Consider the following 25,661-nt stretch of genomic DNA (forward strand, 5'->3'; position numbering starts at 1 on the left):
TCCGACCCTATCCACGCGCCCCACGCGCGTTCGCGGATCGGCGCCGGGAGACCAGGACCACCAGCAGGACCACGAGCACGATCACGATGACGACGAGGACGCTCACGACCGCGAACGTGAGACCGACCGCGACGAGCGCGGTGCGGGTTGCCTCGTCACGGTCGGCCCGCAAGTCCTCGGCGACCTCCTGAGCGGAGGCGATGAGCACCTCCTGCAGGCTGCGTATGAAGTCGGTGCTCGACGCGACGTACGACGCCAGGGTCAGAGCGGTGCCGCCACCGGCGATGACCTCATCGACTGCCTGCTGGGCCGGCACACCGGTGGCACCCTCCGCGGCCGTGCCGTTGGTCAGCTCGTCGAGAGCCCTACGCTGGTCCCCCGACGACCCGTCGTAGAAGGCGGCGAGCGAGCGCCGCAGTCCGGCCTCCGCCTCGGTGAGCGCCGCGATCTCGTTGTCGCTGATCCGCTTCTCGCCGGTCAACGGTGCCCTGGAGAGTACGGCGATCATGATCGCGCGCTCCTGGCCCAGCGCCTCCCATGCCTCGGGCATGTGGCCGATCGCCTCGATCGACGAGGCGGCCTGGCCATCGCCCGGGTGCGGCAGCTCGTCCGCGATGCTGAACAAGTCGTTGGACAGAGCTGTGTATCCCTGGGTCCCCTCGGCGCGATCGTCCTGCATCTGCGTACGCAGCTCGTCGATGTCGTCGACGCCTTCATCGATCCGGGCGAGCGTCGCGTCGAGCTCAATGTCGCCGCTGTCGATCTCCTGCACCCGAGCGCGCCACTCCTGCGCCGACTCATCGGTCATCTGCTGTATCGGCCGGAGCACGACCGGAGGTGCGCCGGCCGTCATCGCATCGCGTTCGAATGACAGGTTGACGGCGAGGACGAAGGTCTCCGGGAGGGCCTCGGCGAGCGTCACGGTCCGCGCGCTGGGCCCCGCCTGGGTGGCCACCCGCGAGAGGCCCAGGTAGCCGAGGAGCCCCGCCACGATGGCGACGATCACGGCCACGGCAAGGACGGTCCAGATCGCCCACGCGCCCTTCTTGGCACGCTCGTGGGTCGGGGATTCCAGTGTGTTGGTCATGACGCCCTCTCGGGTCCGGATGAGTGGGGAACCCTACGGCAGGAGCGGCGACGCGCGCCCGTGAATTCTGGATAGCGTCCGGGCCTGCCCCGGCGTCTGGATAGGGTCTCAGCATGGGGGCAGAACGCGAGGCGTCGGTGGGGTCGGGCCGACGGCAGAGGGGGGTTCTGGGGTCGCTCGTCGAGATCCTGATCATCGCGGTGACCGCGATCCTGCTCGCCGTCATCATCAAGACGTTCCTCGCCCAGGCGTTCTACATCCCCTCCGAGTCGATGCAGCCCGGGCTGGATGTCAACGACCGCGTCCTGGTGGAGAAGCCGTCCTACTGGATGGGCGGCACGCCCGAGCGCGGCGACGTCGTCGTCTTCACCGATCCCGGCGGCTGGCTCTCCGCCAACCAGATCGCACCTGCCCCGACCGGCTTCAGGGCCCTGCTCGCCAAGATCGGGCTCTACCCGACCGGCGACCACCTGGTGAAGCGGGTCATCGGCGTCGCGGGCGACACCGTGGAGTGCTGCGAGTCGGGTCGCGTCGTCGTCAACGGCACACCCTTGGACGCGTCGTCCTTCATCGCCCCTGCCGACACCTGCGACGGCCCGATGGCGCAGGACAACGGGTCGTACGTCAAGGGCGGCTGCCGGGGGTGGAAGGCCGTCGTCCCCGAGGGCCGGATCTTCGTGATGGGTGACAACCGCGCCAACTCCGCCGACTCGTCCTTCCATCTGTGCAGCCCCGAACGCCAGGAATCGGGCGACGAGGCCTGCTCGAACGCGTTCGTACCCGTCTCCGACGTCGTCGGCCGCGTCGCCGTCGTCTTCTGGCCCACCGACCGCTTCGGCGTCGAGCACCGCCCGGAGACCTTCGACACCGTCGACTGAGAACATCCGGCCGAGTCGGTCGTTGTGGCAGGAGGGGTCAGGCCTCGCGAACCACATCCATGGTGCGGTCGCCGAACTTGACCTTGTCGCCGTCGACGAGAGCCGCGGGGCGGCGGGCGCCGAGGGCTCGTGCGGCACCCTGGCGGATCAGGGTGGTGCCGTTGGTGGAGCCGCGGTCCATGACCACGAGGGTGCCGTCGGCCGCGATCTGGAACTGAGCATGGGTCTTGGACAGGGACATGTCGCTCGAGGAGAGGGCTACCCGGTGGGCGACCTCCTCGCCCGGACGCGGCTCGGGTCCGCGACCGACAATGGCGAGACCCTCGACCACGAAGCTCTGACCGGTGTCGAACGTGACCCGCCAGCGAGCCGTCGCCGCTGGCTGCGGAGCAGGCACGGGAGGCGGCGGCGGGGCAGGCTGAGCCACCGCTTGCGCTGCCGAGGCGACCGGCGGTGCAGGCGGGGCGGGCGGAGCGGGCGGTGCAGGCGGGGCGGGCGTCGGTGGCACGGGGGCCGGCGGCGCCTGACGGGCGATCGGTGCCGGGACCAGGGTCGGGGCCGCCTGAGCCTCGGCCACGACCTGAGCGGCGCTCTGGGTCGGGGCGGCGGGAGTCTGCGGCCGCTCGGCCGGCTCCGGGGTCGCCTCGGCCTGCTTCAGGCGCATGGTGGTCAGGTTGACGATGCGGCGCGGCGCCGGGGCCTCTTCCTCGGCCTCGACGACCGCCGGAGGACGTACGTCGACCACGACCGAGCCCGCACGGCGGTCATGCCACCCCTGGCGCCGGCCGCGGTCGTCCATCGCGGCGACCCAGGCGAAGGTGGCGGTGCCGATGCCGAGCGTCGGGATCGTGCAGAGGCCGAGCAGGGCCTGGCGTACGAACGCCTTGCCGACGCCGATGGGGCGGCCCGCGGCTCCGGAGTCATCGCTGACCACGCGGAGCCCGAGGGCCATCTTCCCGGGGGTCTTGCCCCCGGAGCCGGTGAGTACGGTGCCGACCAGCCAGACCGCCAGCACCACGCTGACGATCAGGCCGACGCCGGCAAGCGGGTTGTCGTTGCGGAAGAAGATCAGCCAGGCGGCAAACCCCGCCGCGGCGAAGATCGCCCACGCGATCACCCGGTCGATCGCGAAGGCGTAGAACCGACGGTCCGGCTCCGCGATCGCAGCCTCGACCGGCGAAGCCGGCAGGCCGGCCACGCTCATGCCGCCGCCTCCGAGGAGCGCGGCGGCACGAGCGAAAGCCGTTCGGTCACGGGTTGGTCACCCGGATCGTCAGACTGTCACCGAGGTCGATGACGGCACCCGGCATGAGCTGGACGGGTACGCCGGGGCGCAGGTCCTCCGGGCCGAGACCGGGCTGGACCAGCACCGTGCCGTTGGTCGAGCCGAGGTCGGTGACCACCGCCGCGCCGTGGTCGACTCCGGCACCGGGACGGATCTCGCAGTGGGTCGAGGAGATCTCCTGGTGGGGGCTCGGCACGGTCACCAGCATCGGCTGCTCGGTGGGCGTGAACCGGCTCGCCTCGGGGGCGCGGCCGACCAGGACGACCCGGTCGACCTCGACGCGGTCGCCACTGGAGAACTCCAGGCGCGCGACCGGGTAGGCGGTCACCTTCGGGGCCTCGGGCTGGCCGGGGATCCCGGCGAGACCGGCGTTGAGGTCCTCGCCGACGCCGATGCGGGTCAGACCGTCGTGGTCGTCCTCATCGGGGTTGGGCTCCTCCCAGACCGGCTCGTCGTGGGTCTCCGGGATCGGCGCCACGGGCGGGGCCGGCGGCGCGGGTGGAGCCGGGAACGCCGGAGGGGCCGGGGGCGCCGGCGGGATGTCGGTCACCGGAGCGTCGACCGGCGGGCCGTCGAAGGCCGGTGCCTCGATCGGCGCCTCGCTCGGCGCGGAGTCGATCAGACCCTCGGCCGGCGCCTCGTCGAAGGGAGCGGGCGGCCCGTCCACCGGAGGCGGCGGAGGCGTCGTCAGCGGCGGAGGAGGCGGCATCGACGGCGGGCCGAAGCCGGGCGCAGGGGCGGACGCGGGCTCGTCGTAGGACTCGGGCTCGTCGTAGGACTCGGGCTCGTCGTAGGACTCCGGCTCGTCGTAGGGCTGCTCGTCGACGGCCGGAAGGATCTCGGTCTCGGCGTCGGGGGCGACGTCCATGTCGGACACGGGCTCCGGGGAGACCGCGGAGGGGCCGAAGGAGGAAGCCACGGCAGCAGCGTGCTCGTCGCTGGCGTAGTCGTCCTCGTAGCTGCCGGTAGCCGGCTCCGGGAAGTCCTGGTCGTCGGCGTCCTGGGAGGCCGACGGCATCTCGAACGCCTCGGTCGGCTCGGTCAGGTCGTCGTGACGCGGCGCCGACGCCTCGCCGGACTCGTCGCCACGGTTGACCGAGATCGGCTCGTCCGCCTCGGCGTCCGCGTCGAAGTCGGAGTCCGGGCCGAGGTCTGCCTCCGGGTCGGAGTCCGACTCGAGACCGGGGAGGTCACCCGAGACCGGGATCGGCGGCACGACCGAGAGCGAGGGCGGAGCCGCGACCGGCTCGTCCTCGTCGAGTGCCTGCTCCTCGGCGGAGTCGAGCTCATCGGCGGAGTCGAGGTCGCCGGAGTCGGCATAGCTCTCCTCGGGAAGAGGATCGCTGAGCGGGTCCGCCGGGGCGGGCTCGTCGACGCTGTCGTCAGGGCCCTCCTCGACCGCTACCGGGGCAGCGACGAAACCGGCGCGGCTCTCCGGCGAGTCGTCCTGGGCGGACTCCGGGACCGGCGGCGGAACCTCGAGGCCCGAGACCCGCAGCAGGCCACCGAGCGCCGTCATCGGCTCACCGGTCGCGCCTTCCTCGCCGAGCGAGACGGACATCCTGGTGACACCCTCGAGGGTGCGCTCGACCCACGTCTTCGACGACGAGCCGTCGACCTCGACGGCGCCCTCGCCGGCCTCGAAGGAGACCACGGACGGGCCGCGCACGACGGTGCGTACGCTGCCGCCGTCAGGCGTCACGTCCCCGGAGATGAGGACGAAGCCCGGCAACGAGCTCAGCCCGGTCGCGACGAGCGCGTCGAGCACCTCGTCGAACCCGGCACCGTCGTCGACGAGCGCCCACAGCGCGCCCGCACGGCTCTTCTCCGAGGGCGGGAGCAGCACCGTGGCGCTCTCACCGATGATGCCGAACCACGTGCCCGGCATGTAGGACGTGCTTGCGATGGTTGCTGGCTCACTCATGCGGCCACCTCTGCGCTTCGCGCAGTGACTCCCTCGCTCGGCGCGAGCGGACGAGCAAGCTCGCCGCTCGACCTCGCTCCGGTCGTAGCCGTGGCGCAAGCGCCAGAATACGGACGTGGCCGCCTGAGGCCTGAGGTCGCTCGCTGACGCTCGCTCATGGCAGCACTCCTAGCTTCTGCTCCATACTCACCCTTTGTTGCTCCGAGTCATACGGGTTCTCCTCGGTCAATCCCATCACATCGACCACGATGGCGGTGGCGTTGTCCCGGCCACCTGCCTCCACCGCGGCGGCGACGAGCTTCTCGGCCGTGTCGCGGGCGTCGGTGTCCTCCGCCGCGAGGATGTCGGCGATCTCAGAATCCGAGATCATTCCGCTCACGCCGTCCGAGCACAGCATCAGCCGCGCGCCCACGGGCAGCGTCACCTGGAAGATGTCGGGGACGGCCGGGGCCATCCCGCCCAGCGCCCTGGTCACCACGTTGCGCTCCGGGTGGTGCTCGGCCTGCTCGCGCGTGATCTGACCGGAGTCGACCAGCTCCTGGACCAGGCTGTGGTCTCGGCTGAGCTGGCTCAGCGTGCCGTCGAAGAATCGGTAGATGCGCGAGTCGCCGACGTTGAGCAGGATCCACAACGGGCTGCTTCCGCCGTCGGCGATGAGAGCCGCGGCGCAGGTGGTGCCGGACTGGTAGTCCGAGGCCCCGCGCGAGCGCTGCTCGAGCGCGAAGGCCACGATCCGGTCCTGGGCCGCCTGGAGTGCCTCGACCATCGCCTGGCTGCCGGACTCGGAGGCGTAATGGGTGCCACCGAGCTTGGCGAACTCCTGGATCACCATCTCGCTGGCGATGTCACCACCGTCGTGGCCGCCCATACCGTCCGCGACGACAAAGACCGGTGGCTCGGCCACATGGGAGTCCTCGTTGACCTTCCGCACCTGACCGACATCCGTCGCGGCCCCGTGCGCGATCACTACTTTCCTGGACATCTCGCCCCCTAGGCCTGCCGGGATAGCGTGATGCCGATGGACACAGGCTTCCGCTCACTCGCAGACCAGCTGCGCTCTTGGCCCACAGAGCGCATCTCACGCCTGCTTCTTGCTCGTCCTGATCTCGCCACGCCGTCCCCTCATGACTCCGGCCAACTCGCCGCCCGAGCAGCCACTCGCACATCCTTGCACTACGCGATGGATGACCTTAACCATCTCGAGCTGATCGTGCTTGATGCCGTTGTCCTCGCGAATCAAACCACCAAAGCCCACTTATCTTCCATGCTGAACGCTGAAGTGGACGCCGCGACACGGGCACTTTCTCATCTGGAGGACACCTGCCTGGTGTGGCACTCCCTCGACGGCCTGCGCGCGGTGACCGGTGTCGCGGCCCTGCTGCGGGGCTCGCCCGGCACCTCCGGGCTGCAGCCGTTCGCCGCTGACCAGGGAGAAGTCGTACGCAGCCTGTCGGCCGTCTCCGCCGAGGCACGCGCGATGCTGGAGGCCGTCGACGCCGGCGGCGGGCAGGCCTCCTCCTCCCGCGCGCGCCCGGGCGTATCCGTGGCCGAGGCGGCCGGACCGGCCGAGGAGCTCATCGCCCACGGGCTGCTGGTCTCCTCGGGCGACGGCATGCTGACTCTGCCTGGAGAGGTCGGGCTCGCGCTGCGGGGCGGGCGGACGACGGTCGCCCCCGTCGACGTCCCGCCGCCCCTGCCGACCTCGTCGCGGGCGTCCACGCTGGTCGACAGGGCGGCCGCGGGCGCCGCCTTCGAGCTCGTACGCAACCTCGAGCTGCTCCTCGACGCCTGGAGTGCGACGCCACCCCGGTCGCTGCGCGGCGGGGCGGGGCTGACGGTCCGGGACCTGAAGACGACCGCCGAGCGGCTCCATGCCAGCGAGCCCACGGCGGCGTTGCTGATCGAGGTCGCCTGGGCCTCAGGACTGCTCGCGCTGGGCACCGACGAGGAGGGCGATCCGTCCTGGATGCCGACCGAGCTCTTCGACCAGTGGCTAGAGCAGCCCCTGGCGGCCCGCTGGTCCCACGTCGCCGGCGCCTGGCTGGCCTCGCCGCGCCTACCCGGGCTGGTCGGCCAGCGCGACCCCGCCGGGAAGACCTGGAACGCGCTGGCTCCCGATCTGGCCGGGGCCTCAGCCGTGGCGACGCGGCGGCAGACCCTGGGCCTGCTCGCAGCCCTGCCGGACGGTGAGGTCCTCGCGGCCGGCACCGCGCCAACTGCCTCGGGCTCCGCTTCGGCCGGCCCGGCCGCGGTCGTCACCCGCCTCGCCTGGGAGCGGCCGCGCCGGCCGCGCATCCGCACCGAGTCCCGCGAGGCACTGGTGGGCTGGACGCTCACCGAGGCGGAGACCCTCGGGCTCGCCGCGTTCGGGGGGATGGCTGCGTACGGTCGGCTCCTGGTGGCTGGCGAGGATCCGGTCCCGACCCTGGCCGGGCTGCTGCCGGAACCGGTCGACCACGTGCTGCTCCAGGGCGATCTGACCGCGGTCGCGCCGGGGCCGCTGGAGCCCGCGCTGGCCCGCACCCTGGCCGTGGTGGCGACCGTGGAGTCGCACGGCGGGGCGACGGTCTACCGGTTCACCAAGGAGTCGGTGCGCCGGGCCATGGACCGCGGCTGGACCGCCACCGAGATCCACGCGTTCCTCACCGCCGCCTCCCGCACCCCCGTCCCGCAGGCGCTGACCTACCTGGTCGACGACACTGCGCGTACGTTCGGGACGGTCCGGGTCGGGTTCGCCGCCGCCTACCTGCGCAGCGACGACGAGGCGGCGCTGGCCGAGCTGCTGGCCCACCCGGCCGCCGAGTCACTGGGGCTGCGGCGGCTGGCGCCGACGGTGGTCGTCAGCACCGTCGCGCTCGACTCGCTCCTCCCCAGGCTGCGCGAGCTGGGCCTGGCCCCGGTCGTCGAGGCCCCCGACGGATCCGTCCACGTGGCGCGCTCCGACACCAAGCGTGCCAAGGCCCGCAACGGCCAGCGTCCGGCAGGCGCCCAGGAGGCCCACCTCACCGCGCGTGCGACAGCGGTCGCGGCCCGGATCAAGGCGGGCGACAAGACCGCCGCCTCCCGCCCGGCTCCGGCCGAGCCGGCCTCGACCATGGCGATCCTCCACGAGGCCATCGATGCCGGTGAACAGGTCGTGATCTCCTATGTCGACGGCCGCGGGGTCGCCGGCGAGGCGCGCGTCGAGCCGTTGGGCATCGACGGCGGCTCTCTCGCGGCCCGGGTCGAGGACGACGTACGTTCCTTCGCGCTGTCCCGGATCAGGAGCGTGCGCCCGACGCCGCCGTAGGCTGGTGCGGTGAACGACGGCCCCCTGATCGTCCAGTCGGATAAGACGCTGCTGCTCGAGGTCGACCATGCCCGGGCAGGTGAGTGCCGCAAGGCGATCGCGCCGTTCGCCGAGCTGGAGCGGTCACCGGAGCACATCCACACCTATCGGCTGACTCCGTTGGGGCTGTGGAACGCGCGCGCGGCCGGGCACGACGCCGAGCAGGTCGTGGACACGCTGCTGGAATTCTCCCGCTATCCCGTCCCGCACTCCCTGCTGGTCGATGTCGCCGAGACTATGGCCCGCTACGGCCGGCTCCGTCTGGAGAAGAACCCGGTCAACGGGCTGGTGCTGGTCTCCTCCGACCGGGCGGTGCTGGAGGAGGTCATCCGGGCGAAGAAGGTCGCCGGGATGCTGGGCGAACGGCTCGACGAGGACACCGTCGTCGTCCATCCCTCCGAGCGCGGCAACCTCAAGCAGGCGCTGCTCAAGCTCGGCTGGCCGGCCGAGGACTACGCGGGCTACGTCGACGGCGAGGCGCACTCGATCGCGCTGGACACCACCGACTGGACGCTGCGGCCCTACCAGTCGGAGGCGGCCGAGTCGTTCTGGCACGGTGGCTCCGGTGTCGTCGTGCTCCCGTGCGGCGCCGGCAAGACGCTGGTCGGCGCCGCCGCGATGGCGCACGCCCAGGCGACCACGCTGATCCTCGTCACCAACACCGTCTCCGCGAGGCAGTGGAAGGACGAGCTCGTACGCCGCACCTCACTGACCCCGGACGAGATCGGCGAGTACTCGGGGTCGGTCAAGGAGATCCGGCCGGTCACGATCGCCACCTACCAGGTGCTGACCATGCGCCGGAAGGGCGCCTATCCCCACCTGGAGCTGCTCGACGCCCGCGACTGGGGGTTGGTCGTCTACGACGAGGTGCATCTCCTCCCCGCGCCGATCTTCCGGATGACCGCCGACCTGCAGGCCCGGCGCCGGCTCGGCCTGACCGCCACGCTGGTGCGCGAGGACGGGCGCGAGGGCGACGTGTTCTCCCTGATCGGCCCCAAGCGCTACGACGCTCCCTGGAAGGACATCGAGGCGCAGGGCTGGATCGCCCCGGCCGACTGCGTCGAGGTGCGGGTGACGCTGCCGGCCGACGAGCGGCTCGTCTACGCCACCGCCGAGCCCGAGGAGCGCTACCGGATCGCTTCGTGCACGCACCACAAGATCGACGTGGTCAAGGAGATCGTCTCCTCCCACACCGGCAAGCCGACGCTCGTGATCGGGCAGTACCTCGAGCAGCTCGACGAGATCGCCGCCTCGCTCGACGCCCCGGTGATCGAGGGCAAGACGTCGGTCAAGGAGCGGCAGCGGCTCTTCAACGCCTTCCGCTCCGGCGAGATCGACCTGCTGGTCGTCTCCAAGGTCGCCAACTTCTCCATCGACCTGCCCTCGGCCGAGGTCGCGATCCAGGTCTCCGGGGCCTACGGCTCCCGCCAGGAGGAGGCCCAGCGGCTCGGCCGGCTGCTGCGCCCCGGCGACGGCAACAAGACCGCGCACTTCTACACGATCGTGTCCCGCGACACCGTCGACGCCGACTTCGCCCAGAACCGCCAGCGCTTCCTGGCTGAGCAGGGCTACGCATACCGGATCGTCGACGCCGACTCCCTCGACGACCTCACCTCCTGACCGGTTGAATCGTTGGCTGTGGCCGGATGCGGCCAAGTCGATGCACATGGAATGTGACGCACGCCATACTCGGTGAAGCGTTTCAATTCCTCGACCTCAGGAGTCCGCGTGCGCCGACACATCGCCGGGCTGGTCACGGCCACCCTCGCCGTCGTCCTCTCCCCCGCACTACCCCCACTCGCCGCCAGCGCCGTCCCATCGACCGAGAGCGTGGGTGCCGTCCCCGTCGTCAGCGAGCTGCGCACGAACGCGCTGGTCGATCCGCTCGGCATCGCGACGACCGCCCCCACACTGGGGTGGCAGCTCGACTCCGACCGCCGCGGAGTGACCCAGAAGGCGTACCAGATCCGGGTCGCGTCCTCGGAGCGACGACTCACCTCGCCCGACGTGTGGGACAGCCGGAAGGTGAAGTCCGGGCAGTCAGTCGACGTCCGGTACGCCGGCCCCGCGCTGAAGCCTCGCACGGACTATGTGTGGTCGGTGCGGGTCTGGGACGACGAGGGCGTCGCCTCCGCGTGGAGCAAGCCGGCGACGTTCGCCACCGGCCTCGGCAAACAGGCGTGGACCGCGGACTGGATCGGCGCGGAGACTCGCGAGCTGGGCGCCGAGTGGACCGACTACACGATCGAGTTCACCGCCTCCGACATCGGCGGAGCCCTCGGCGTCTACTTCCGTGGCGAGAACACCGAGAACGCCTACATGTGGCAGTTCAGCGAGTCCGACGACGCGCTTCGCCCGCACGTGAAGCGCAACGGCGGCTACTCCGTGCTGCCCGCTAAGCCGGTCCCGAGCGGCTTCGACTTCGCCGCCGAGCACGACTACGCGATCACCGTCGCGGGCGACACGATCACGACCTCGATCGACGGCCAGCAGCTCGACCAGCGCACCGATGCCACCTTCGCCGGGCCCGGGGTCATGGGCTTCCGCACCAGCGGTGCCGAGCACGGGCTGATCCACGACGTGACCGTCACCAGCGCCGGCGGCACCGCCCTCGTGGACACCGACTTCCCGACCGGCGACCGCACCTTCACCGCCGGCACCGTCACCGCCGACGGGCTCCGGGTCGACGACGCCGGCGGCGAGGCATGGCTGCGCGGCGACGACGCGGTGCCGCTGCTGCGCAAGGAGGTCGACCTGGGATCGAAGCAGGTCTCCCGCGCCCGTGTCTACGCCTCCGCGCGCGGCGTCTACGAGCTGCGTCTCAACGGTGAGCGGGTCGGCGACGCCGAGCTGGCGCCCGGCTGGACGGCGTACGACAAGCGCATCGACTACCAGACCTACGACGTGACCGAACTGGTCCGCTCCGGATCGAACGTGTTCGGGGCTGAGGTCGCGCCCGGCTGGTACTCCGGCAAGGTCGCGATGTTCGGCACCGACGTCTACGGCACCGACAACTCCGTGATCGCCGAGCTCGTCGTCGACTACTCCGACGGCACCAGCGAGGTCGTACGCACCGACGACACCTGGCGCACCACCGGCGGACCGACCCGCGAGGCCGATCTCCTCGACGGCGAGTGGTACGACGCCCGCCGCGCGGCAGAGGTCGACGGCTGGGACCGGGCCGGATATGACGCCCAGGACTGGGCCGCCGTCGCAGTCAGGGACGAGCCGACCGACGTGCTCGAGCCGCAGACGACCGTCGACGTACGCGTCACCGAGGAGCTCGAGACCGCGAAGCGGATCGACTCGCCCACCGATGGTGTCTACCTCTACGACCTCGGCCAGAACATGGTCGGCCACGTCCGTCTCACCCTGGAGGGAGAGAAGGGCCAGACGGTCACGATCCGCCACGGCGAGGTGCTCAACCCGGACGGCACCCTCTACACGGCCAACCTCCGCAGCGCGAAGGCCACGGACACCTACACCTTCGGGTCGGACGAGCCGGAGACGTACGAGCCATCCTTCACCTTCCACGGCTTCCGCTACGTCGAGATCTCCGGCGTGGAGGAGGCGCCCGATGCCTCCGATCTCGTGGGCGTCGTGGTCGGCACCGACGGCGACCTCGCCAGCACGCTGGACACCAGCTCGGACCTGGTCGACCAGCTGCAGAGCAACATCGTCTGGGGCATGCGCGGCAACTTCCTCTCCATCCCGACCGACACCCCGGCTCGCGACGAGCGGATGGGGTGGACCGGCGACATCAACGTGTTCGCCCGGACGGCGGTCTACAACATGGACTCCGAGTCGTTCCTGACCAAGTGGCTGCAGGACCTGCGCGACACCCAGCGGCCCAACGGATCGCTGCCCGGCGTAGCCCCGGTCGTCCCGGGCCGCTTCGACGGCGGCTACGAGTCGGCCGGCTGGATGGACGCGGGCGTACACGTGCCCTGGACGCTGTGGCAGGCCTACGGCGACACCGGCGTCATCACCGATAACTACGACATGATGAAGCGCTACGTCGACTTCCTCGACGCCGACTCGACCGGACACATCCGCTCCGCCGGCGGCTACCTGGACTGGCTCAACCTCGACGACCCCACACCGGCGGACGTCCTGGACACCGCCTTCGTCGCGAAGAGCACCCGGGAGTTCGCGCAGATGGCGAAGGCCATCGGCAGGGACGCCGACGCCGCTGCCTACCAGGCGCGCTACGAGGCCATCCGGGCGGCATATCAGCAGGCGTTCATCGCGGCCGACGGTTCCGTCAAGGGCGACAGTCAGACGGCGTACATCCTCACCCTGACCAACGACCTCGAGCCCGAGGACCGGCGCGATGCGGTCTACGACCAGTTCGTGCAGACGCTCGAGCGGCGTGACTATCACCTCTCGACCGGGTTCCTGGGCGTCGACGGCCTACTGCCGGCGCTGACCAAGGCCGGGCGCACCGACATCGCCTACCGGCTGCTGCAGCACGAGGACTACCCGTCGTGGGGTTATGAGATCGGCAAGGGCGCCACCACGATCTGGGAGCGCTGGAACTCGATCAACCCGGACGGCACGTTCAACGACGTGGGCATGAACTCCTTCAACCACTACGCCTACGGCGCCGTCGGCGAGTGGATGTACCGCACCATGGCCGGGGTCTCGGCCGCCGCGCCCGGCTACCGCAAGATCACCATCGCGCCCGAGCCCGGAGACGGCGTCGACGACGTCGACTACAGCCTGCAGACCCCGTACGGCACCGTACGCAGCGCATGGACGACCGACAACGGGCCGATGACCCTCGAAGTGACCGTCCCGGCGAACACGACCGCCGAGGTGCGGATCCCGGCCGCCAACCGGTGGGCGGTCACCGAGGGCGGCTCGCCGATCGAGGACTCGGACCACGTCGACTTCGTGCGTGAGGACGAGGACGTGGTCGTTCTCGAGGTCGGATCCGGCGACTACAGCTTCGCGGTCGCTCCCGCGCTCGGGGACCTCGGCGCCGCTCGGGCGGAGGCTGCCGCGACGGCTGCGCAGGTCTCCTCCCTGAACCTCGACGGCCCCGCGGGCCGTGCGGCCAAGCGCGACCTCACGAAGCGGACAGCTCTGCTGCGCGGCGGGATCAGCGGGGCATGGGACCTCGCCGCTCGTGACGTCGACGAGGAGCGGGTCGCCGAGGCGGTCCATCGTGCCCTCGCGGCAGCCGCGAACCTCGACCGAGCCGTCCAGATGTACGCCGACAACGGCATGCTCGCCGAAGCGACCGCGGCAGGTCTGCGCGATCGGCTGACGACGATCGAGAAGAGCCTCTCGCGCGCTTCGGCCCGGCTGGTCGGCGCCGTCGCCGTCCTGCAGGTGCCCGACGAGGAGGTCCTGCCCGGCGATGTCGTCGAGGTGTCGGTGCGGGTCGACAACTCCGGGAAGCAGTCGCTGAAGGAGGTGTCCTCGTCGATCGAGGTGCCGGACGGATGGACGGCGGAGCCGGTGGGTGCCCCCACCGGCACCGTGCCCTCGGGCGGACACGTCGAGCACGCCTATGACGTCACGGTGCCGGAGGACGCCGCCGTGGGTCCCGCGGAGCTCAGCGGTGAGCTGTCCTACAGTCGCTCAGGTGGCACCGCCGGGCTCCCGGTGGGAGGCACCCTGATGGTCGGACCCGGAGTGCAGATCACCGCGACGTCGAGCGCCCCGGCGTCGGCCGACGGCGGACAGACCGCGACCATCTCCGCCACGCTGCACAACCGCAGCGACGTCACCCAGCGCGGCGAGCTGTCACTGACCGGTCCCGGCGGCTGGTCGGCGGAGCCGGTGGGCTACGAGGTCCCGGCCGGCCAGGACGCCGAGGTGGACGTCGAGGTCGTCGTGCCGCAGACGGTCGTGGCCGGCCCGGTCTCCCTGACCCTGGCGACCGGAGCGACGCCGGCGGAGCAGGCGGCGGCCACCGTGACCGTCGGACTCGCGACGCCGCCGTCGGAGTCGACCGATCACATCGACCTCGGCGAGGCCACCTCGGAGACGGCGCACGGACTGACCGCCTCCGAGCGGTCGGGAACCAATCAGGAGGCCGGACTGACCCGCCGCTACACGCACTCCTCCTACCCCGGCGGCTGGTTCGAGTTCGACGCCGCGGTGCCGACGGACGGATCGTTCGTGGTCCGCATCGTGGAGACGTTCGACGGCGCACGACGCAAGACCTACGACGTCGAGCTCGACGGACAGGTCGCACACAGCGTCGACCTGAACCGCACCGGCGGCGGGCAGGGCGCGATGACCCACCAGTTCCTGGTGGAGCCCTCGGCGCAGACCGCGGACGGCTCGGTGCGGATCCGGTTCCGGGACACCGGCGCTGACTACGACCCCTCGGTCGCCGACGTGTGGGTGGTGCCGGTGGCATGAGCCTCACCCGAGCGCAACGACGCGGAGCTGGTGAGGGGGTGGACAGTTCTGCACCCAAAGGTCTCGGCACTCCCGGCACAACAGGTAGGTGTGGGTGCACCGGTCGTCGGGACAGAGCACGGTCACCGCGTACGCCGCCACCTCGCCACAAGGCTCCGCGTCGCTGTCCGGGCTGCCACAGCTGCACTCACAGGCAGGCCGCTCGCCGAGCTCCTCCTCAAGCCGCTCGATCTCCTCATCGATGGTCGTGCTGATGGTCATGACATCTCCTCCGTCTGGATCGGATGTCGTCCTCACCACCACCTAAACAGAGACCACCGACAGTTCTGCCTCATGGATCGTGGTCTCGAAGCCGAGATCGGGACGTGAACCTCCGACCGGGGTCAGCTGCACGACGACCCCGGTCGCCACGTCCAGCGCGACGTCGTACGCCTCGGGGTAGACCGTCCCCGCGGATGGCTCCCAGCCCGGGTCGCCGTCGCCGTACTCGTCGCGGTCGGAAGCCCAGGACCACAGCAGCGGACAACAACCGCACCGCGGCTCGTACTCGTCCCCGGGCACCACCCTCGCCCACCAGGTCTCCCGACCCGCTCGCTCCTCCGAACGCAGGTCGCTCAGCACCACGTCGGCGGAGAGCTCTTCGGGATCGAGCATCGACACGAAGACGTAGTTGTTCCACATCGGGTCGTCGATGTCGTGGGTGTAGGCCCGCGACCGGCTCTCCACGAGACCGTCGGTGCGCAGGACCGGCTTCGGATCGAACACCGGAGCCTCACCCCTCTCTACGCGATCCCCGCCGGCATCGCGCACCCGGAGCCAGCCAGGTCTGCGCAGCCAGCATTCGATGTCGCCGTCCCGCGTCCGCCAGGTGAAGTGCAGCGCGGAGAAGCGCCACGGCGACGATCGGGAGAGCGCCCGGAAGGTGTCCTCGGTCAGCGGGATCTCAGCTTCCATCGGACCCACCCTCGTCCAGCCAGCGGCCGTTCCGCATCAGGTGGCGACCCTCGAGCTCGTTCGACTCGCGCCACGCCTGGATCTTCGTCGGCCGGACGCGGATCAGGCTGTCCGCCCAGGTACTCGGGTCGCCGCCCTGCTTCTCGGCGTAGATCTCCACGACCCGCTTCGGCGTACGCTCCATCGGCTCGACCTCGGCGCGACCATCGATGATCACGACGTCGCGCAGCTCTCCGAGCGCCAGGCGCACGACCGGGGAGGCGGACAGGTTGCGCTGGGTGCGCGCGCCGCCCATGCTCGCGATCCAGATCTCGTCCTCCCACCACACGAACGAGATCGGCACCAGCCACGGCTGGTCATCGTGCGCGGAGGCGATCCACAGGTCGATGTCGTTCTCCAGCCGGGCACGGGTGTCGGCGAGTCTCTGGTCGAGGGAGCGAGGGTCAGCCATGGCCGCACCCTAGCCGCCGGCCATGCCGGTCGAACCATCATTTTCCAGACGCCGACCTGGGAGGATGAGCGCGTGGAGACCTGGGATTTCGACGCCGAGCTGTGGCCGTGGAAGGACACGACGGACGCCTGGATCTTCGTGACCGCGCCACCTGAGGTCACCGAAGAGATCCGCGAGGCGTCGATCGCGACCGGCCCGCCGCGCGGCTTCGGGTCGGTCAGGGTCGAGGCGCGGATCGGCACGACCACCTGGAGGACGTCGGTCTTCCCAGGCCAGGAGGGCTATGCACTGCCGATCAAGAAGGACGTACGCCGCAGGGAGGACCTCCAGGTCGGTGACCGGGCGCTCGTCTCGATCACCCTCGTCTGACATTCGCGAAAATCATGCGCGGAGCCGGCCACCGGCATGGTTGGCTCAGCCACGATGAGCGCCCGAATGCACGACGACGAGCTGATGATCGACGAGGACCTGGTGCGGTCCCTGCTGAGGCGGGACGTCGCCGCGTACGCAGAGCTTCCCCTCCGCCCGCTGGACTCGACCGGGTCGACCAACCGGCTCTTCCGGCTGGGCGAGGAGCATCTCGTACGCCTCCCCCGCCAGCCCCGCGGATCCGCCACGATCACCCAGGAGGCGCGCTGGCTGCCCGGGTTCGCGACCAACCTCGCGGTGGCCACACCCGAGGTGGTGAGGGTCGGCGAGCCGGGCTTCGGCTACCCCGAGCGCTGGAGCGTGGTGCGCTGGCTCGACGGCGAGAAGCCGGCCCCCGGCGCGGGTGACGTCACCGCCGCGGACCTGGCCTCGGTCGTGACCGGGCTCCGCCGGACCGAGGTGCCCCAGGAGGCGCTCGACGACCCCGAGCTGCGCTGGTATCGCGGCGAGCCGATCACCGGCTTCGACGCCGACGTCCGGTCGAGGCTTCATGAGTGTCGGGAGCTCGCCTCCCTCGAGCTGGACCTGGACGCGGTCGAGGCCGTCTGGGACGAGGTGATGGCCCTTGCCCCTGCGGAGGCCGGGATCCACTGGCTCCACGGCGACCTGCTCGCCGAGAACCTCCTCTCCCGCGACGGCCGCCTCACCGCCGTACTCGACTTCGGTGCACTCTCCGTCGGCGACCCCACCGTCGACCTGATCTGCGCCTGGGAGCTTCTCGATGCCGCCGGCCGAGACGAGTTCCGCAGGATCTTGGACATCGACGACGCCACCTGGCTTCGCGGCCGCGGCTGGGCCCTCTTCATCGCCGTCATGACCTTTCCCTACTACTGGCGGACCATGCCCGTACGCTGCGCCGACCGCCTCGTCATGGCCCGGGCTGCGCTGGCGGGTTGACCATGGCTTGTGCCTGAGTTCCAGCGTGGGTGGGGCCAATACGGTGTTCGGGTTGGGAGATTTAGAACCAGAGTGCCTGGGTTGAGTGCCATGTGGCTGTCTTGCGGGCTTCCAGCAGCGGTCTGGCTTTGGGATTGGGATATCTGTCCCTGAATGGGTTTCGAGCTATTCCCGTGGCTTTGACTTTGCGTTGTGTGGTAGGCTCGGCGCAGGCGTAAACGTGAAGGCCGACCACCTCTCAAGAGGCGTGCCCTATCCATCCGAGACACAACGGATGGCGGGTAATCCAGGGGAACCAGGGGCGTGAACGCCGAGCTGCGAGGGTAAGTAATAGCCCGTACTGCCGGGCCTCCGAGACCAGCGAACCAACCGGGATTCTGCACAGGCAGAAACCCTTGAGTTCGTACGTCGGGAGGTGACCGTGATGACCACGCTGCAACAGCCCCAACACCCCGTGCTCGGGGCCGTGGTCGCGATCACTGCCGCGCTTGATGGGGTTGCGGCGGCGAACCCTTCGTTCATGGCCACCGACCAGAAGGCCGCCACCCTGCTCGAGATCGCCCGGGCTAAGGCCCAGCTGGCTGAGCTCGAGCTGCGGGTGCTCGCTACCGCTGACGACGTCACGGCTGAGTCCGGGGCCCGGGATGTCGCGGCGTGGCTGCATCACCACACCCACCAGCGCCCCGAGACCCTGCGCGCCGACCTCCGCCTCGCCGAAGCGCTCGACCGTTCCTATGGGCTGGTCGCCGAAGCGATGCGCGCCGGTTCCTGCAACCCGGCCCAAGCACACGTCATCGTGAACGCGCTCGATGACCTCCCGGCAGATCTCGACCCGGAGATCAAGACCAAGGCCGAAGAGACCCTGGTCGACTATGCGGCCCGGTTCGACCCCACCCAGCTGCGCCGCCTGGGGCGTCGGATCCTCGATGTCATCGCCCCTGAGATCGCCGAGGCCGAAGAAGCCCGACGGCTCACCGCGGAGGAGGCCCACGCGCGGAAGAAGACCCGCCTGGCCATGCGCCGCCTCGGGGACGGCACCACCCGGATCACCGCGGTCATCCCGGACGCGGCAGCCGACCGGCTGGCCACCAACCTGGAGGCCTTCGCCTCACCCCGCCGCGACGACGGCACCCGCACCGAGACCGGCGACTACCTGCCCTACGACCGACGCCTCGGGCGAGCGTTCTGCCAGATGCTCGAGGCGATCGACCCCACCCGCCTGCCGGTCCACGGTGGGGATGCGACCACCGTGATCGTGACCATCGACATCGACCAGCTCCGCACCGAGGCCGGCATCGCTCAGATCGTCGGCGGCAGCCCGATCAGCGCAGCCGAGGCTAGGCGGCTGGCCTGCACCGCCAACATCATCCCGGCTGTCCTTGGGGGTGCCTCGGAGGTGCTGGATCTCGGGCGCAAGGAACGTTTCTTCACCGCCGCCCAACGCCGTGCGCTCCTGCTCAGGTCGGCGACGTGTGAGGCCGAGGGCTGTGACATCCCGGGCACGTGGGCCGAGGCCCACCACTGGATCGCCTGGGCCCAAGGCGGCCCCACCGACCTCGACAACGCCACCCTGCTCTGCTCCCATCACCACCACCGCGCCCACGACGCCACCTACCTCCACGAACGCCTCCCCAACGGCGACATCCGCTTCACCAGACGCACATAGAGTCGCGCTAGCCGCGGCCTTTTAGCCGGGAGCGAAGGACGAGCCGGGCCGTCGGCCCGAGATCCTCGATGACCTCGACGAGCGCGCCGAGCTGCTCCAGGGAGGCGAAGGCCGAATCGGCGCCGGGGCGATCGACACCGTCGTACATGAGCAGGCCGATGAACGCCGAGCTGATCGCACGCGACAGCCCCGGCGCATCCACCACGCCCTCGAGCGGGCTTCCCTGCAGGGCACGAGCGACCGCGGCCTCGATCTCCTCGTTCCACCGGCCCAACGCGTAGCGCGATGTCTCGGCCAGGGTCTTGTCCCGCTGCGCACCGGCCAACAGCTGGGCCATCACCGTGATGTTGCCCGCGGCTCGCTCGCGCTCGTGGAGCCCCCGGCCGAGCTCCAGCAGCTCGCTCAGCGAGGTCACCTCCGCGAGCTCGGCGCGGTAGGACGCCGCCGCCTCGTCGGTCGCCGCACGGCACGCCTGGTCGACGAGATCCATGAGGGTTCCGAAGTGGTAGAAGACCAGCGCCTGGTTGACCCCTGCCCGGTCGGCGACGGCCCGCGCCGAGAGGCCGGCGATCCCCTCCTGCTTGAGCAGGTCGGTGACCGCCGACATCAGCTTGGCCTTGGTGGGGTTCATTCTGCGGCGGGCTCCTTGGTGACGAGCAGGTTGTAGCCGATCAGGACGAGACCGAGTATGCCGCCACCGATGAAGCCTACGAACGCGCAGAGCAGCGCGAACCACGGCCCGGCATGGACCCATCCTTCCGCCATCACGAGTCGCGCGGTCGACACCAGCGTTCCCGCCAACGCGAAGTAGACGACGGGCTCAGGAGTACGCAGCGCCCGGATCCGCAGACGACGGGTGATCGCCCGACCGAAGAGTCCCGCGATCAGACCGGCGGCGACAGCCATGCCGACGACGGCGCCGAGCACCCTAGCCCATATCTTGAGCGATCGCTCAAATGAACCGTATTGTCGCAGACATGAAGATCGTCATCCCTGGCGGAACCGGCCCGGTCGGAGGCATCCTGCGGCGTGCCTGGAGTGCGCGGGGACATGAGGTCGTGGTGCTCTCCCGCCACCCCGAAGAGCTGGAGGAAGGCGTACGTCATCAGGTCTGGGACGGCCGGACGATCGGTCCGTGGGCCGACGAGATCGACGGCGCGGACGTGGTGGTGAACCTCGCCGGCCGGACGGTCAGCTGCCGCTACACCGCGGCCAACCTGAAGCAGATGATGGACTCGCGCGTCGAGTCGACCAGAATCGTCGGAGAGGCGATCGCCAAGGCATCGGCTCCCCCGCGCACCTGGCTGCAGATGAGCACCGCAACGATCTACGCTCATCGCTTCGACGCTCCCAACGACGAGGCGACCGGCATCATCGGCGGCAGCGATCCCGACACTCCCGCATACTGGGAGTTCTCGACGAGGATCGCCAAGAGCTGGGAGGCCGAGCAGGCCGCGGCGGCGACACCGCGGACCCGCAAGGTGGCACTCCGCTCGGCGATGGTGATGAGCCCTGACAAGGGCGGTGTCCTCGACGTACTCCTCACCATGGCGCGCCTCGGCCTCGGCGGCCCCGTCGCCGGTGGCGAGCAGTTCGTCTCCTGGATCCATGAGACTGACTTCGTACGCGCCTGCGATCTCCTCATCGAGCGCGACGACATCGCCGGACCGGTGAACCTCGCAGCACCAGCTCCACTGCCCCAGCGCGACCTGATGCGCACGCTGCGGAAGGAGGCCGGGATGCCGATCGGGCTGCCCGCCACCCGCTGGATGGCAGAGATCGGGGCCTGGGCGCTGCGTACGGACACCGAGCTTCTACTCAAGAGCCGACGCGTCGTCCCGGGAAGGCTGCAAGAAGCGGGCTTCGAGTTCGAGTACGCCGACTGGCCGGCCGCCGCCCGCGACCTCGTCAGCCGAGCACTGCGGCGGGCGCGGCAGAGAAACCACTCGCTTGACCCAGCCGGATCGGCCACGATGAAAAGGTGACCCGCGCGACCTGGCAGCCCCGACCCGACGACGCCGAGACCCTGAGGCGGTTCTTCGGCAAGGACGGGCGGCTGCTGACGATCCCGTCGAAGCACGTCAAGAAGCTGGTCGTGCTCAACCAGCTCGCGCAGGCCTTCGAACCGGGGAAGGTCTACCCCGAGCGGGAGGTCAACGACATCCTGAGACAGTTCCACGAGGACGTCGCGGCGCTGCGCCGCTACCTCCACGAGGAGGGGTTCATGATGCGCGAGGGCGGCTACTACTGGCGCGACGGCGGGAGCGTGGAGGTCTGAGCGGCGAGGGTCCCGGCCGTCGGGCATGATTCGCCCCATGACGATGCCGGACCAGACGGGCCAGCCAGTGCCCGGACAGCCGCCCGTGGGGTGGATCGACCTGACGATCCAGGGCAGCCACATGACCTCGAACATGATCGTGCCGACGGTGAAGCTCAACGGCCACCAGATGCCGACGCAGTACGGCCGGAACGTCTTCCCTGTGCCACCGGGGCGATGGAACGTCGACATGTACGCCCAGTGGACCTGGAAGTTCGGCAAGGCATCGCTGAGCTTCGACGTCGCCGAGGGCCAGACCGTTCCGGTCTTCTACGCCGCGCCGCTGACCGGGTTCAGCAAGGGTGCGATCGGGCACGAGAAGCAGGGCAAGCCCGGAGTCCTCGGCTTCGTCCTCATGATGGTCGTGCTGCTGCTCTTCATCGTCGGCATCGTGGCTCTGGGCGTGGTGTCGGGGTAGCTCCGCACGCGGGGACACCGGCCCGGACTGTCGGTGCTCACCGATACCGTCAGCCTTGTGACCACCACCGAATCACGCGGCCGAAGCGAAGCCCGGCGAAATAGCCGGGGCTACGCGGTCCTCGACGTCGAGACGACCGGGCTCGACCCCTACCGCGACCGCGTGATCCAGGTGGCGATCCGCCAGATCGCCGCCGACGGCACCGCCGAGTCGGAGTGGGAGACGCTGGTCAACCCCGGCGTCGGCGTCGACCCCGGACCGGTCGAGGTCCACGGCCTGACCAGTGCCGATCTCGCCGGCGCCCCGCCCTTCCGGGACGTCGCCGCCACGATCGCCCAGCGCCTCGCCGGCCGGGTCTTCGTGGCCCACAACGCCGCGTTCGACTGGACGTTCGTGGCCGTGGAGTCGGACCGAGCCGGCGTACGCCTCGAGGTCCTGGAGTGGCTGTGCACGATGCGGTTTGCGAAAGCGCTCGCGCTGGAGGTTCCGGACAAGTCCCTGGCGACCATCGCGGCCTACTACGCGGTCGAGCAGCTGAGGGCCCACGACGCCGGTGACGACACCCGGGTGGCCGCGGAGATCCTGCAGCGCGAGCTGGCCGACGCAGACCGGGTCGGCCTCACCCTGCCTCTGGTGGAGTGCAACACCTCGCGACACCGGCTGAAACGGACCGTACGCCGTTGGTTCAGCCGCGTCCGGCGACCGCTTCACTGAGAGATCGTCCCAACATCCGGGACATCTCCCGCAGAAATGCAACCGGAGAACCCGGTTCGGACATCACTATCTCGTCGGCCCCGCGTTACTTGAAGTAACAGCACCTTGAGGGCCCTGGTCCGAAGTGAGGCGATGAAGATGGTCATCCGGGGATTGATCGCCGGGGCGCTCGCCGCCCTGTTGGCAACGACGTTCGCGGCCTGCGCCGTGGAGCCGGCCGCCGCGCCTGGGCCCGAGGCGACTGCCTCACCGGCCGCGGGCTCCTCCTCCGCCAGTCCCTCGGCATCACCGAGCGCCACGCCGACACCGTCGCCCAGCGCGAAGCCGAAGCCCGAGCCGAAGCCGTCCCCGACCTCGGGTCCGCGGCTCTTCGGCAAGGGTGACAGCGGTGACGACGTACGTGACCTGCAGGCGCGACTGAAGCAGATCGGCTGGTTCAACGCGGGCGTGACCGGGTTCTACGGCAACGTCACCACCGAGGCCGTCTCCGGTTTCCAGGGCAAGCGCGGCATCGCGGTCACCGGCTTCGTGGACCAGACCACGCTCGACCGGCTGCACGCGATGACCCGCGAGCCGACCGAGGCCGAGCTGACCAACGCGCCGCCGCCGGTGCCCTCCGGCAAGCTCGACCCCCGCTGCCTGACCGGCCGGGTGATGTGCATCGACAAGTCCACCTCGGTGCTGCGCTGGGTCGTCGGCGGGACGGTGCAGATGAGCGTCGAGGTGCGGTTCGGCTCGCAGGAGCTGCCCACCCGAGAGGGCCAGTTCTCGGTCTTCGCCAAGAGCCGCGACCACGTCTCCTCCATCTACAAGACCCCGATGCCGTTCGCGATGTTCTTCTCCGGCGGCCAGGCGGTCCACTACTCCCCCGACTTCGCCGCCAACGGCTACAACGGCGCCTCCCACGGCTGCGTCAACGTGCGCGACTACGGCGCCATCACCTCGCTCTACGACCAGGTGAACATCGGCGACGGGGTCGTCATCTACTGGTCCTGAGAACCGCCGCGGGCCGCCGTCCGGCCCTCGGGCAGGATTGAGGAGGCGTACGTCCGGAGTCTTAGGCTTGAGCCATGAAGGCGCTGCTCCTGGAGAACATCCATCCCGTCGCTGTCGAGAACCTCGAGAAGGCCGGCTTCGAGGTCGAGCTGCGCAGCAAGTCTCTCTCCGAGGACGAGCTGGTGGCCGACCTTCCGGGCGTGACGCTGCTCGGCATCCGGTCCAACACCCACATCACCCCGCGCGTGCTGGACGCGGCCACCGACCTCAAGGCGATCGGCTGCTTCTGCATCGGCACCAACCAGGTCGACCTGGCCGGCGCCGCCGAGCGCGGCGTGGCCGTCTTCAACGCCCCCTACTCCAACACCCGCTCGGTCGTCGAGCTGGTCATCGGCTACATCATCTCCCTGGCGCGACGGCTGCCGGAGAAGACCGAGAAGATGCACGCCGGCGTCTGGGACAAGTCCGCGAAGGGCTCCCACGAGATCCGCGGCCGCACGTTGGGCATCGTGGGCTACGGCAACATCGGCACCCAGCTGTCCAACATCGCCGAGGCGCTGGGGATGTACGTCATCTTCTACGACATCGCCGACCGGCTGGCCCACGGCAACGCGCGCCGGATGAAGTCGCTCGACGCGCTCCTGGAGGAGGCCGACGTGGTCTCCATCCACATCGACGGACGCCCGGGCAACCTGGGCATGTTCGGCGAGGAGCAGTTCGCGAAGATGAGGCCGCGATCGCTGTTCATCAACGCGGCGCGAGGCTTCCTCGTCGACAATGACGCGCTGCGCAAGCACATCGAGTCCGGCCACATCGCCGGCGCCGCGCTCGACGTCTTCCCGATCGAGCCCAAGGCCCAGGGCGACGCCTTCGAGAGCCCGCTGCAGGGTCTCGACAACGTCATCCTGACCCCGCACGTCGGCGGTTCGACGCAGGAGGCCCAGGAGGAGATCGGCTGGTTCGTCTCCGGCAAGCTGCGCGACTTCATCCGCGCCGGGTCGAGCGCGCTGAGCGTCAACCTGCCGGCCGTCCAGCCGCCGCCGCTGGCCGCCGGTGCGCGCCTCGCGCTGCTGCACGACAGCGTCCCGGGCGTCCTCGCCGAGCTCAACGCGCTGCTCGCCGCCGAGAGTGTCAACGTGACCGGTCAGTACCTCGCCACCGCCGGTGAGACCGGCTTCGTGGTCACCGACGTGACGGACGTACCTGCGACGACGCTGGAGAAGATCACAGCCAACCCGCACACCCGGTGGGTGCGCGCCTACCACGCCTGACGCTAGCGTTCTGGCTCATGGAGCTCCCGCAACATTGGCCGCTGCCAGAGGCGACCGACCTTCTCGATGACGTCCTGGCAGCGTACGACGACCCGACCCGCCGCTATCACGACCGCAGGCACCTCACCGAGGTGCTGGACCGGATCGAAGAGCTGCGGGCGGAGGGAGAGCACTTCGATCCGCTCACGGTCACCCTGGCGGCGTTCTTCCACGACTCCGTCTACGACGGGGAGCGAGATGCCGAAGAGCGCTCGGCCACCTGGGCCGAGGACGCGCTGGGCGCCTACGTGGATGCCGACACGGTGGCGGAGGTCGCCCGGCTGGTGCGGCTGACCGAGACCCACGACCCCACCGCCGACGACCGCAGTGGCCGGGTGCTCTCCGATGCCGACCTGGCGATCCTGGCGGCGCCGGCGGAGCGCTATGCGGAGTACGCCACGACCGTCCGCGAGGAGTACCAGCACCTCTCCGACGAGGAGTTTCGCGTCGGTCGTGTCCAGGTCCTCGAGCGGCTGCTGGAGAAGGAGTCGCTCTTCTCGACACCCTTCGCGAGGATCAGCTGGGAGGCCGCCGCGCGGGCCAACATCTCGGCCGAGATGGAGACTCTGAACACATACCTGTCACCCGACCGATAACGATTCGTTCGAATCGCTCACCGGTGACAGAAT

At 70.1% G+C, this 25,661-nt stretch carries 23 protein-coding genes; 14 read left to right on the forward strand and 9 right to left on the reverse strand.

Going from position 1 to position 25,661, the window contains the following annotated elements:
- Positions 1 to 7 precede the first annotated feature (7 nt).
- On the reverse strand, positions 8 to 1,087 hold the full coding sequence (locus ACFWQC_RS12770) for a nitrate- and nitrite sensing domain-containing protein (protein ID WP_378677943.1): 1,080 nt from the start codon (positions 1,085 to 1,087) through the stop codon (positions 8 to 10).
- 113 nt (positions 1,088 to 1,200) lie between these two features.
- Here ACFWQC_RS12770 and lepB point away from each other — a divergent pair, with 113 nt between their 5' ends.
- Positions 1,201 to 1,965: a signal peptidase I gene (lepB, locus tag ACFWQC_RS12775; RefSeq protein WP_378677946.1), complete on the forward strand. Its 765-nt coding sequence runs from the start codon at positions 1,201 to 1,203 to the stop codon at positions 1,963 to 1,965.
- A gap of 37 nt (positions 1,966 to 2,002) precedes the next feature.
- Here the strand turns inward: lepB and ACFWQC_RS12780 are convergent, their stop codons facing one another.
- The 3 genes from ACFWQC_RS12780 to ACFWQC_RS12790 all read right to left on the reverse strand — a co-directional run bounded on the left by ACFWQC_RS12780 (position 2,003) and on the right by ACFWQC_RS12790 (position 6,156).
- Positions 2,003 to 3,169, reverse strand: a complete 1,167-nt coding sequence (locus tag ACFWQC_RS12780) for an RDD family protein (protein WP_378677948.1) — start codon at positions 3,167 to 3,169, stop codon at positions 2,003 to 2,005.
- 46 nt (positions 3,170 to 3,215) lie between these two features.
- Positions 3,216 to 5,174 (reverse strand): FHA domain-containing protein, encoded by a 1,959-nt coding sequence (locus tag ACFWQC_RS12785; RefSeq protein WP_378677950.1) that lies wholly within the window; start codon positions 5,172 to 5,174, stop codon positions 3,216 to 3,218.
- 154 nt (positions 5,175 to 5,328) lie between these two features.
- Positions 5,329 to 6,156 (reverse strand): protein phosphatase 2C domain-containing protein, encoded by an 828-nt coding sequence (locus tag ACFWQC_RS12790; protein ID WP_350660720.1) that lies wholly within the window; start codon positions 6,154 to 6,156, stop codon positions 5,329 to 5,331.
- A gap of 282 nt (positions 6,157 to 6,438) precedes the next feature.
- Between ACFWQC_RS12790 and ACFWQC_RS12795 the strand changes: the two genes are divergently transcribed.
- The 3 genes from ACFWQC_RS12795 to ACFWQC_RS12805 all read left to right on the forward strand — a co-directional run bounded on the left by ACFWQC_RS12795 (position 6,439) and on the right by ACFWQC_RS12805 (position 14,880).
- Positions 6,439 to 8,463: a helicase-associated domain-containing protein gene (locus ACFWQC_RS12795; RefSeq protein ID WP_378677954.1), complete on the forward strand. Its 2,025-nt coding sequence runs from the start codon at positions 6,439 to 6,441 to the stop codon at positions 8,461 to 8,463.
- Positions 8,464 to 8,472: 9 nt separating this feature from the next.
- On the forward strand, positions 8,473 to 10,122 hold the full coding sequence (locus ACFWQC_RS12800) for a DNA repair helicase XPB (RefSeq protein WP_378677957.1): 1,650 nt from the start codon (positions 8,473 to 8,475) through the stop codon (positions 10,120 to 10,122).
- Between the two features lie 108 nt (positions 10,123 to 10,230).
- Positions 10,231 to 14,880: a family 78 glycoside hydrolase catalytic domain gene (locus tag ACFWQC_RS12805; RefSeq protein WP_378677960.1), complete on the forward strand. Its 4,650-nt coding sequence runs from the start codon at positions 10,231 to 10,233 to the stop codon at positions 14,878 to 14,880.
- A gap of 3 nt (positions 14,881 to 14,883) precedes the next feature.
- On the opposite strand, the gene ACFWQC_RS12810 is transcribed toward ACFWQC_RS12805, so the two are convergent.
- From ACFWQC_RS12810 to ACFWQC_RS12820, 3 genes are read right to left on the reverse strand one after another with little or no spacing between them, the layout of a single operon-like run.
- Positions 14,884 to 15,141, reverse strand: a complete 258-nt coding sequence (locus ACFWQC_RS12810) for a hypothetical protein (RefSeq protein WP_091052322.1) — start codon at positions 15,139 to 15,141, stop codon at positions 14,884 to 14,886.
- A gap of 42 nt (positions 15,142 to 15,183) precedes the next feature.
- Positions 15,184 to 15,834 (reverse strand): hypothetical protein, encoded by a 651-nt coding sequence (locus ACFWQC_RS12815; RefSeq protein ID WP_378677963.1) that lies wholly within the window; start codon positions 15,832 to 15,834, stop codon positions 15,184 to 15,186.
- Entirely contained in the window at positions 15,824 to 16,285 is a 462-nt protein-coding gene (locus tag ACFWQC_RS12820) for a pyridoxamine 5'-phosphate oxidase family protein (protein WP_378677966.1), read from the reverse strand. Before ACFWQC_RS12820 ends, ACFWQC_RS12815 begins: the two co-directional genes overlap by 11 nt.
- A gap of 72 nt (positions 16,286 to 16,357) precedes the next feature.
- Between ACFWQC_RS12820 and ACFWQC_RS12825 the strand changes: the two genes are divergently transcribed.
- The 3 genes from ACFWQC_RS12825 to ACFWQC_RS12835 all read left to right on the forward strand — a co-directional run bounded on the left by ACFWQC_RS12825 (position 16,358) and on the right by ACFWQC_RS12835 (position 19,277).
- Positions 16,358 to 16,654 (forward strand): DUF1905 domain-containing protein, encoded by a 297-nt coding sequence (locus ACFWQC_RS12825; RefSeq protein ID WP_378677968.1) that lies wholly within the window; start codon positions 16,358 to 16,360, stop codon positions 16,652 to 16,654.
- Between the two features lie 54 nt (positions 16,655 to 16,708).
- Positions 16,709 to 17,611: an aminoglycoside phosphotransferase family protein gene (locus ACFWQC_RS12830; RefSeq protein ID WP_378677971.1), complete on the forward strand. Its 903-nt coding sequence runs from the start codon at positions 16,709 to 16,711 to the stop codon at positions 17,609 to 17,611.
- Positions 17,612 to 18,035: 424 nt separating this feature from the next.
- Positions 18,036 to 19,277 (forward strand): DUF222 domain-containing protein, encoded by a 1,242-nt coding sequence (locus tag ACFWQC_RS12835; RefSeq protein WP_378677974.1) that lies wholly within the window; start codon positions 18,036 to 18,038, stop codon positions 19,275 to 19,277.
- A gap of 7 nt (positions 19,278 to 19,284) precedes the next feature.
- Here ACFWQC_RS12835 and ACFWQC_RS12840 read toward each other — a convergent pair whose 3' ends face one another.
- Together ACFWQC_RS12840 and ACFWQC_RS12845 are read right to left on the reverse strand one after the other, a co-directional pair.
- Positions 19,285 to 19,908: a TetR/AcrR family transcriptional regulator gene (locus ACFWQC_RS12840; protein WP_378677977.1), complete on the reverse strand. Its 624-nt coding sequence runs from the start codon at positions 19,906 to 19,908 to the stop codon at positions 19,285 to 19,287.
- On the reverse strand, positions 19,905 to 20,183 hold the full coding sequence (locus ACFWQC_RS12845) for a hypothetical protein (RefSeq protein WP_378677980.1): 279 nt from the start codon (positions 20,181 to 20,183) through the stop codon (positions 19,905 to 19,907). The genes ACFWQC_RS12840 and ACFWQC_RS12845 overlap by 4 nt, the downstream gene beginning before the upstream one ends.
- A 71-nt stretch (positions 20,184 to 20,254) precedes the next feature.
- On the opposite strand from ACFWQC_RS12845, the gene ACFWQC_RS12850 reads away from it, so the two are divergent.
- The 7 genes from ACFWQC_RS12850 (at position 20,255) to ACFWQC_RS12880 (ending at position 25,628) form a co-directional block, all read left to right on the forward strand.
- On the forward strand, positions 20,255 to 21,262 hold the full coding sequence (locus tag ACFWQC_RS12850) for a TIGR01777 family oxidoreductase (protein ID WP_378677983.1): 1,008 nt from the start codon (positions 20,255 to 20,257) through the stop codon (positions 21,260 to 21,262).
- On the forward strand, positions 21,259 to 21,555 hold the full coding sequence (locus ACFWQC_RS12855; protein ID WP_355021225.1) for a DUF2087 domain-containing protein: 297 nt from the start codon (positions 21,259 to 21,261) through the stop codon (positions 21,553 to 21,555). Before ACFWQC_RS12850 ends, ACFWQC_RS12855 begins: the two co-directional genes overlap by 4 nt.
- Positions 21,556 to 21,592: 37 nt before the next feature.
- Complete coding sequence (locus ACFWQC_RS12860) at positions 21,593 to 22,012, forward strand: hypothetical protein (protein WP_378677986.1); 420 nt, start codon at positions 21,593 to 21,595, stop codon at positions 22,010 to 22,012.
- 57 nt (positions 22,013 to 22,069) lie between these two features.
- Positions 22,070 to 22,726: an exonuclease domain-containing protein gene (locus ACFWQC_RS12865; RefSeq protein ID WP_378677989.1), complete on the forward strand. Its 657-nt coding sequence runs from the start codon at positions 22,070 to 22,072 to the stop codon at positions 22,724 to 22,726.
- A gap of 132 nt (positions 22,727 to 22,858) precedes the next feature.
- The gene (locus tag ACFWQC_RS12870; protein ID WP_378677992.1) at positions 22,859 to 23,722 is read left to right on the forward strand and encodes a peptidoglycan-binding protein; all 864 of its coding nucleotides are present in this window, start codon (positions 22,859 to 22,861) and stop codon (positions 23,720 to 23,722) included.
- A gap of 74 nt (positions 23,723 to 23,796) precedes the next feature.
- On the forward strand, positions 23,797 to 24,993 hold the full coding sequence (serA, locus tag ACFWQC_RS12875; protein WP_378677995.1) for a phosphoglycerate dehydrogenase: 1,197 nt from the start codon (positions 23,797 to 23,799) through the stop codon (positions 24,991 to 24,993).
- Between the two features lie 17 nt (positions 24,994 to 25,010).
- Positions 25,011 to 25,628 carry a hypothetical protein gene (locus ACFWQC_RS12880; RefSeq protein ID WP_378677997.1) on the forward strand — a complete coding sequence of 206 codons (618 nt, stop codon included), beginning with the start codon at positions 25,011 to 25,013 and terminating at the stop codon, positions 25,626 to 25,628.
- Positions 25,629 to 25,661: the final 33 nt, after the last annotated feature.

It is taken from the genome of Nocardioides sp. NPDC058538 (genome assembly GCF_042719275.1).
GTDB lineage: Bacteria > Actinomycetota > Actinomycetes > Propionibacteriales > Nocardioidaceae > Nocardioides.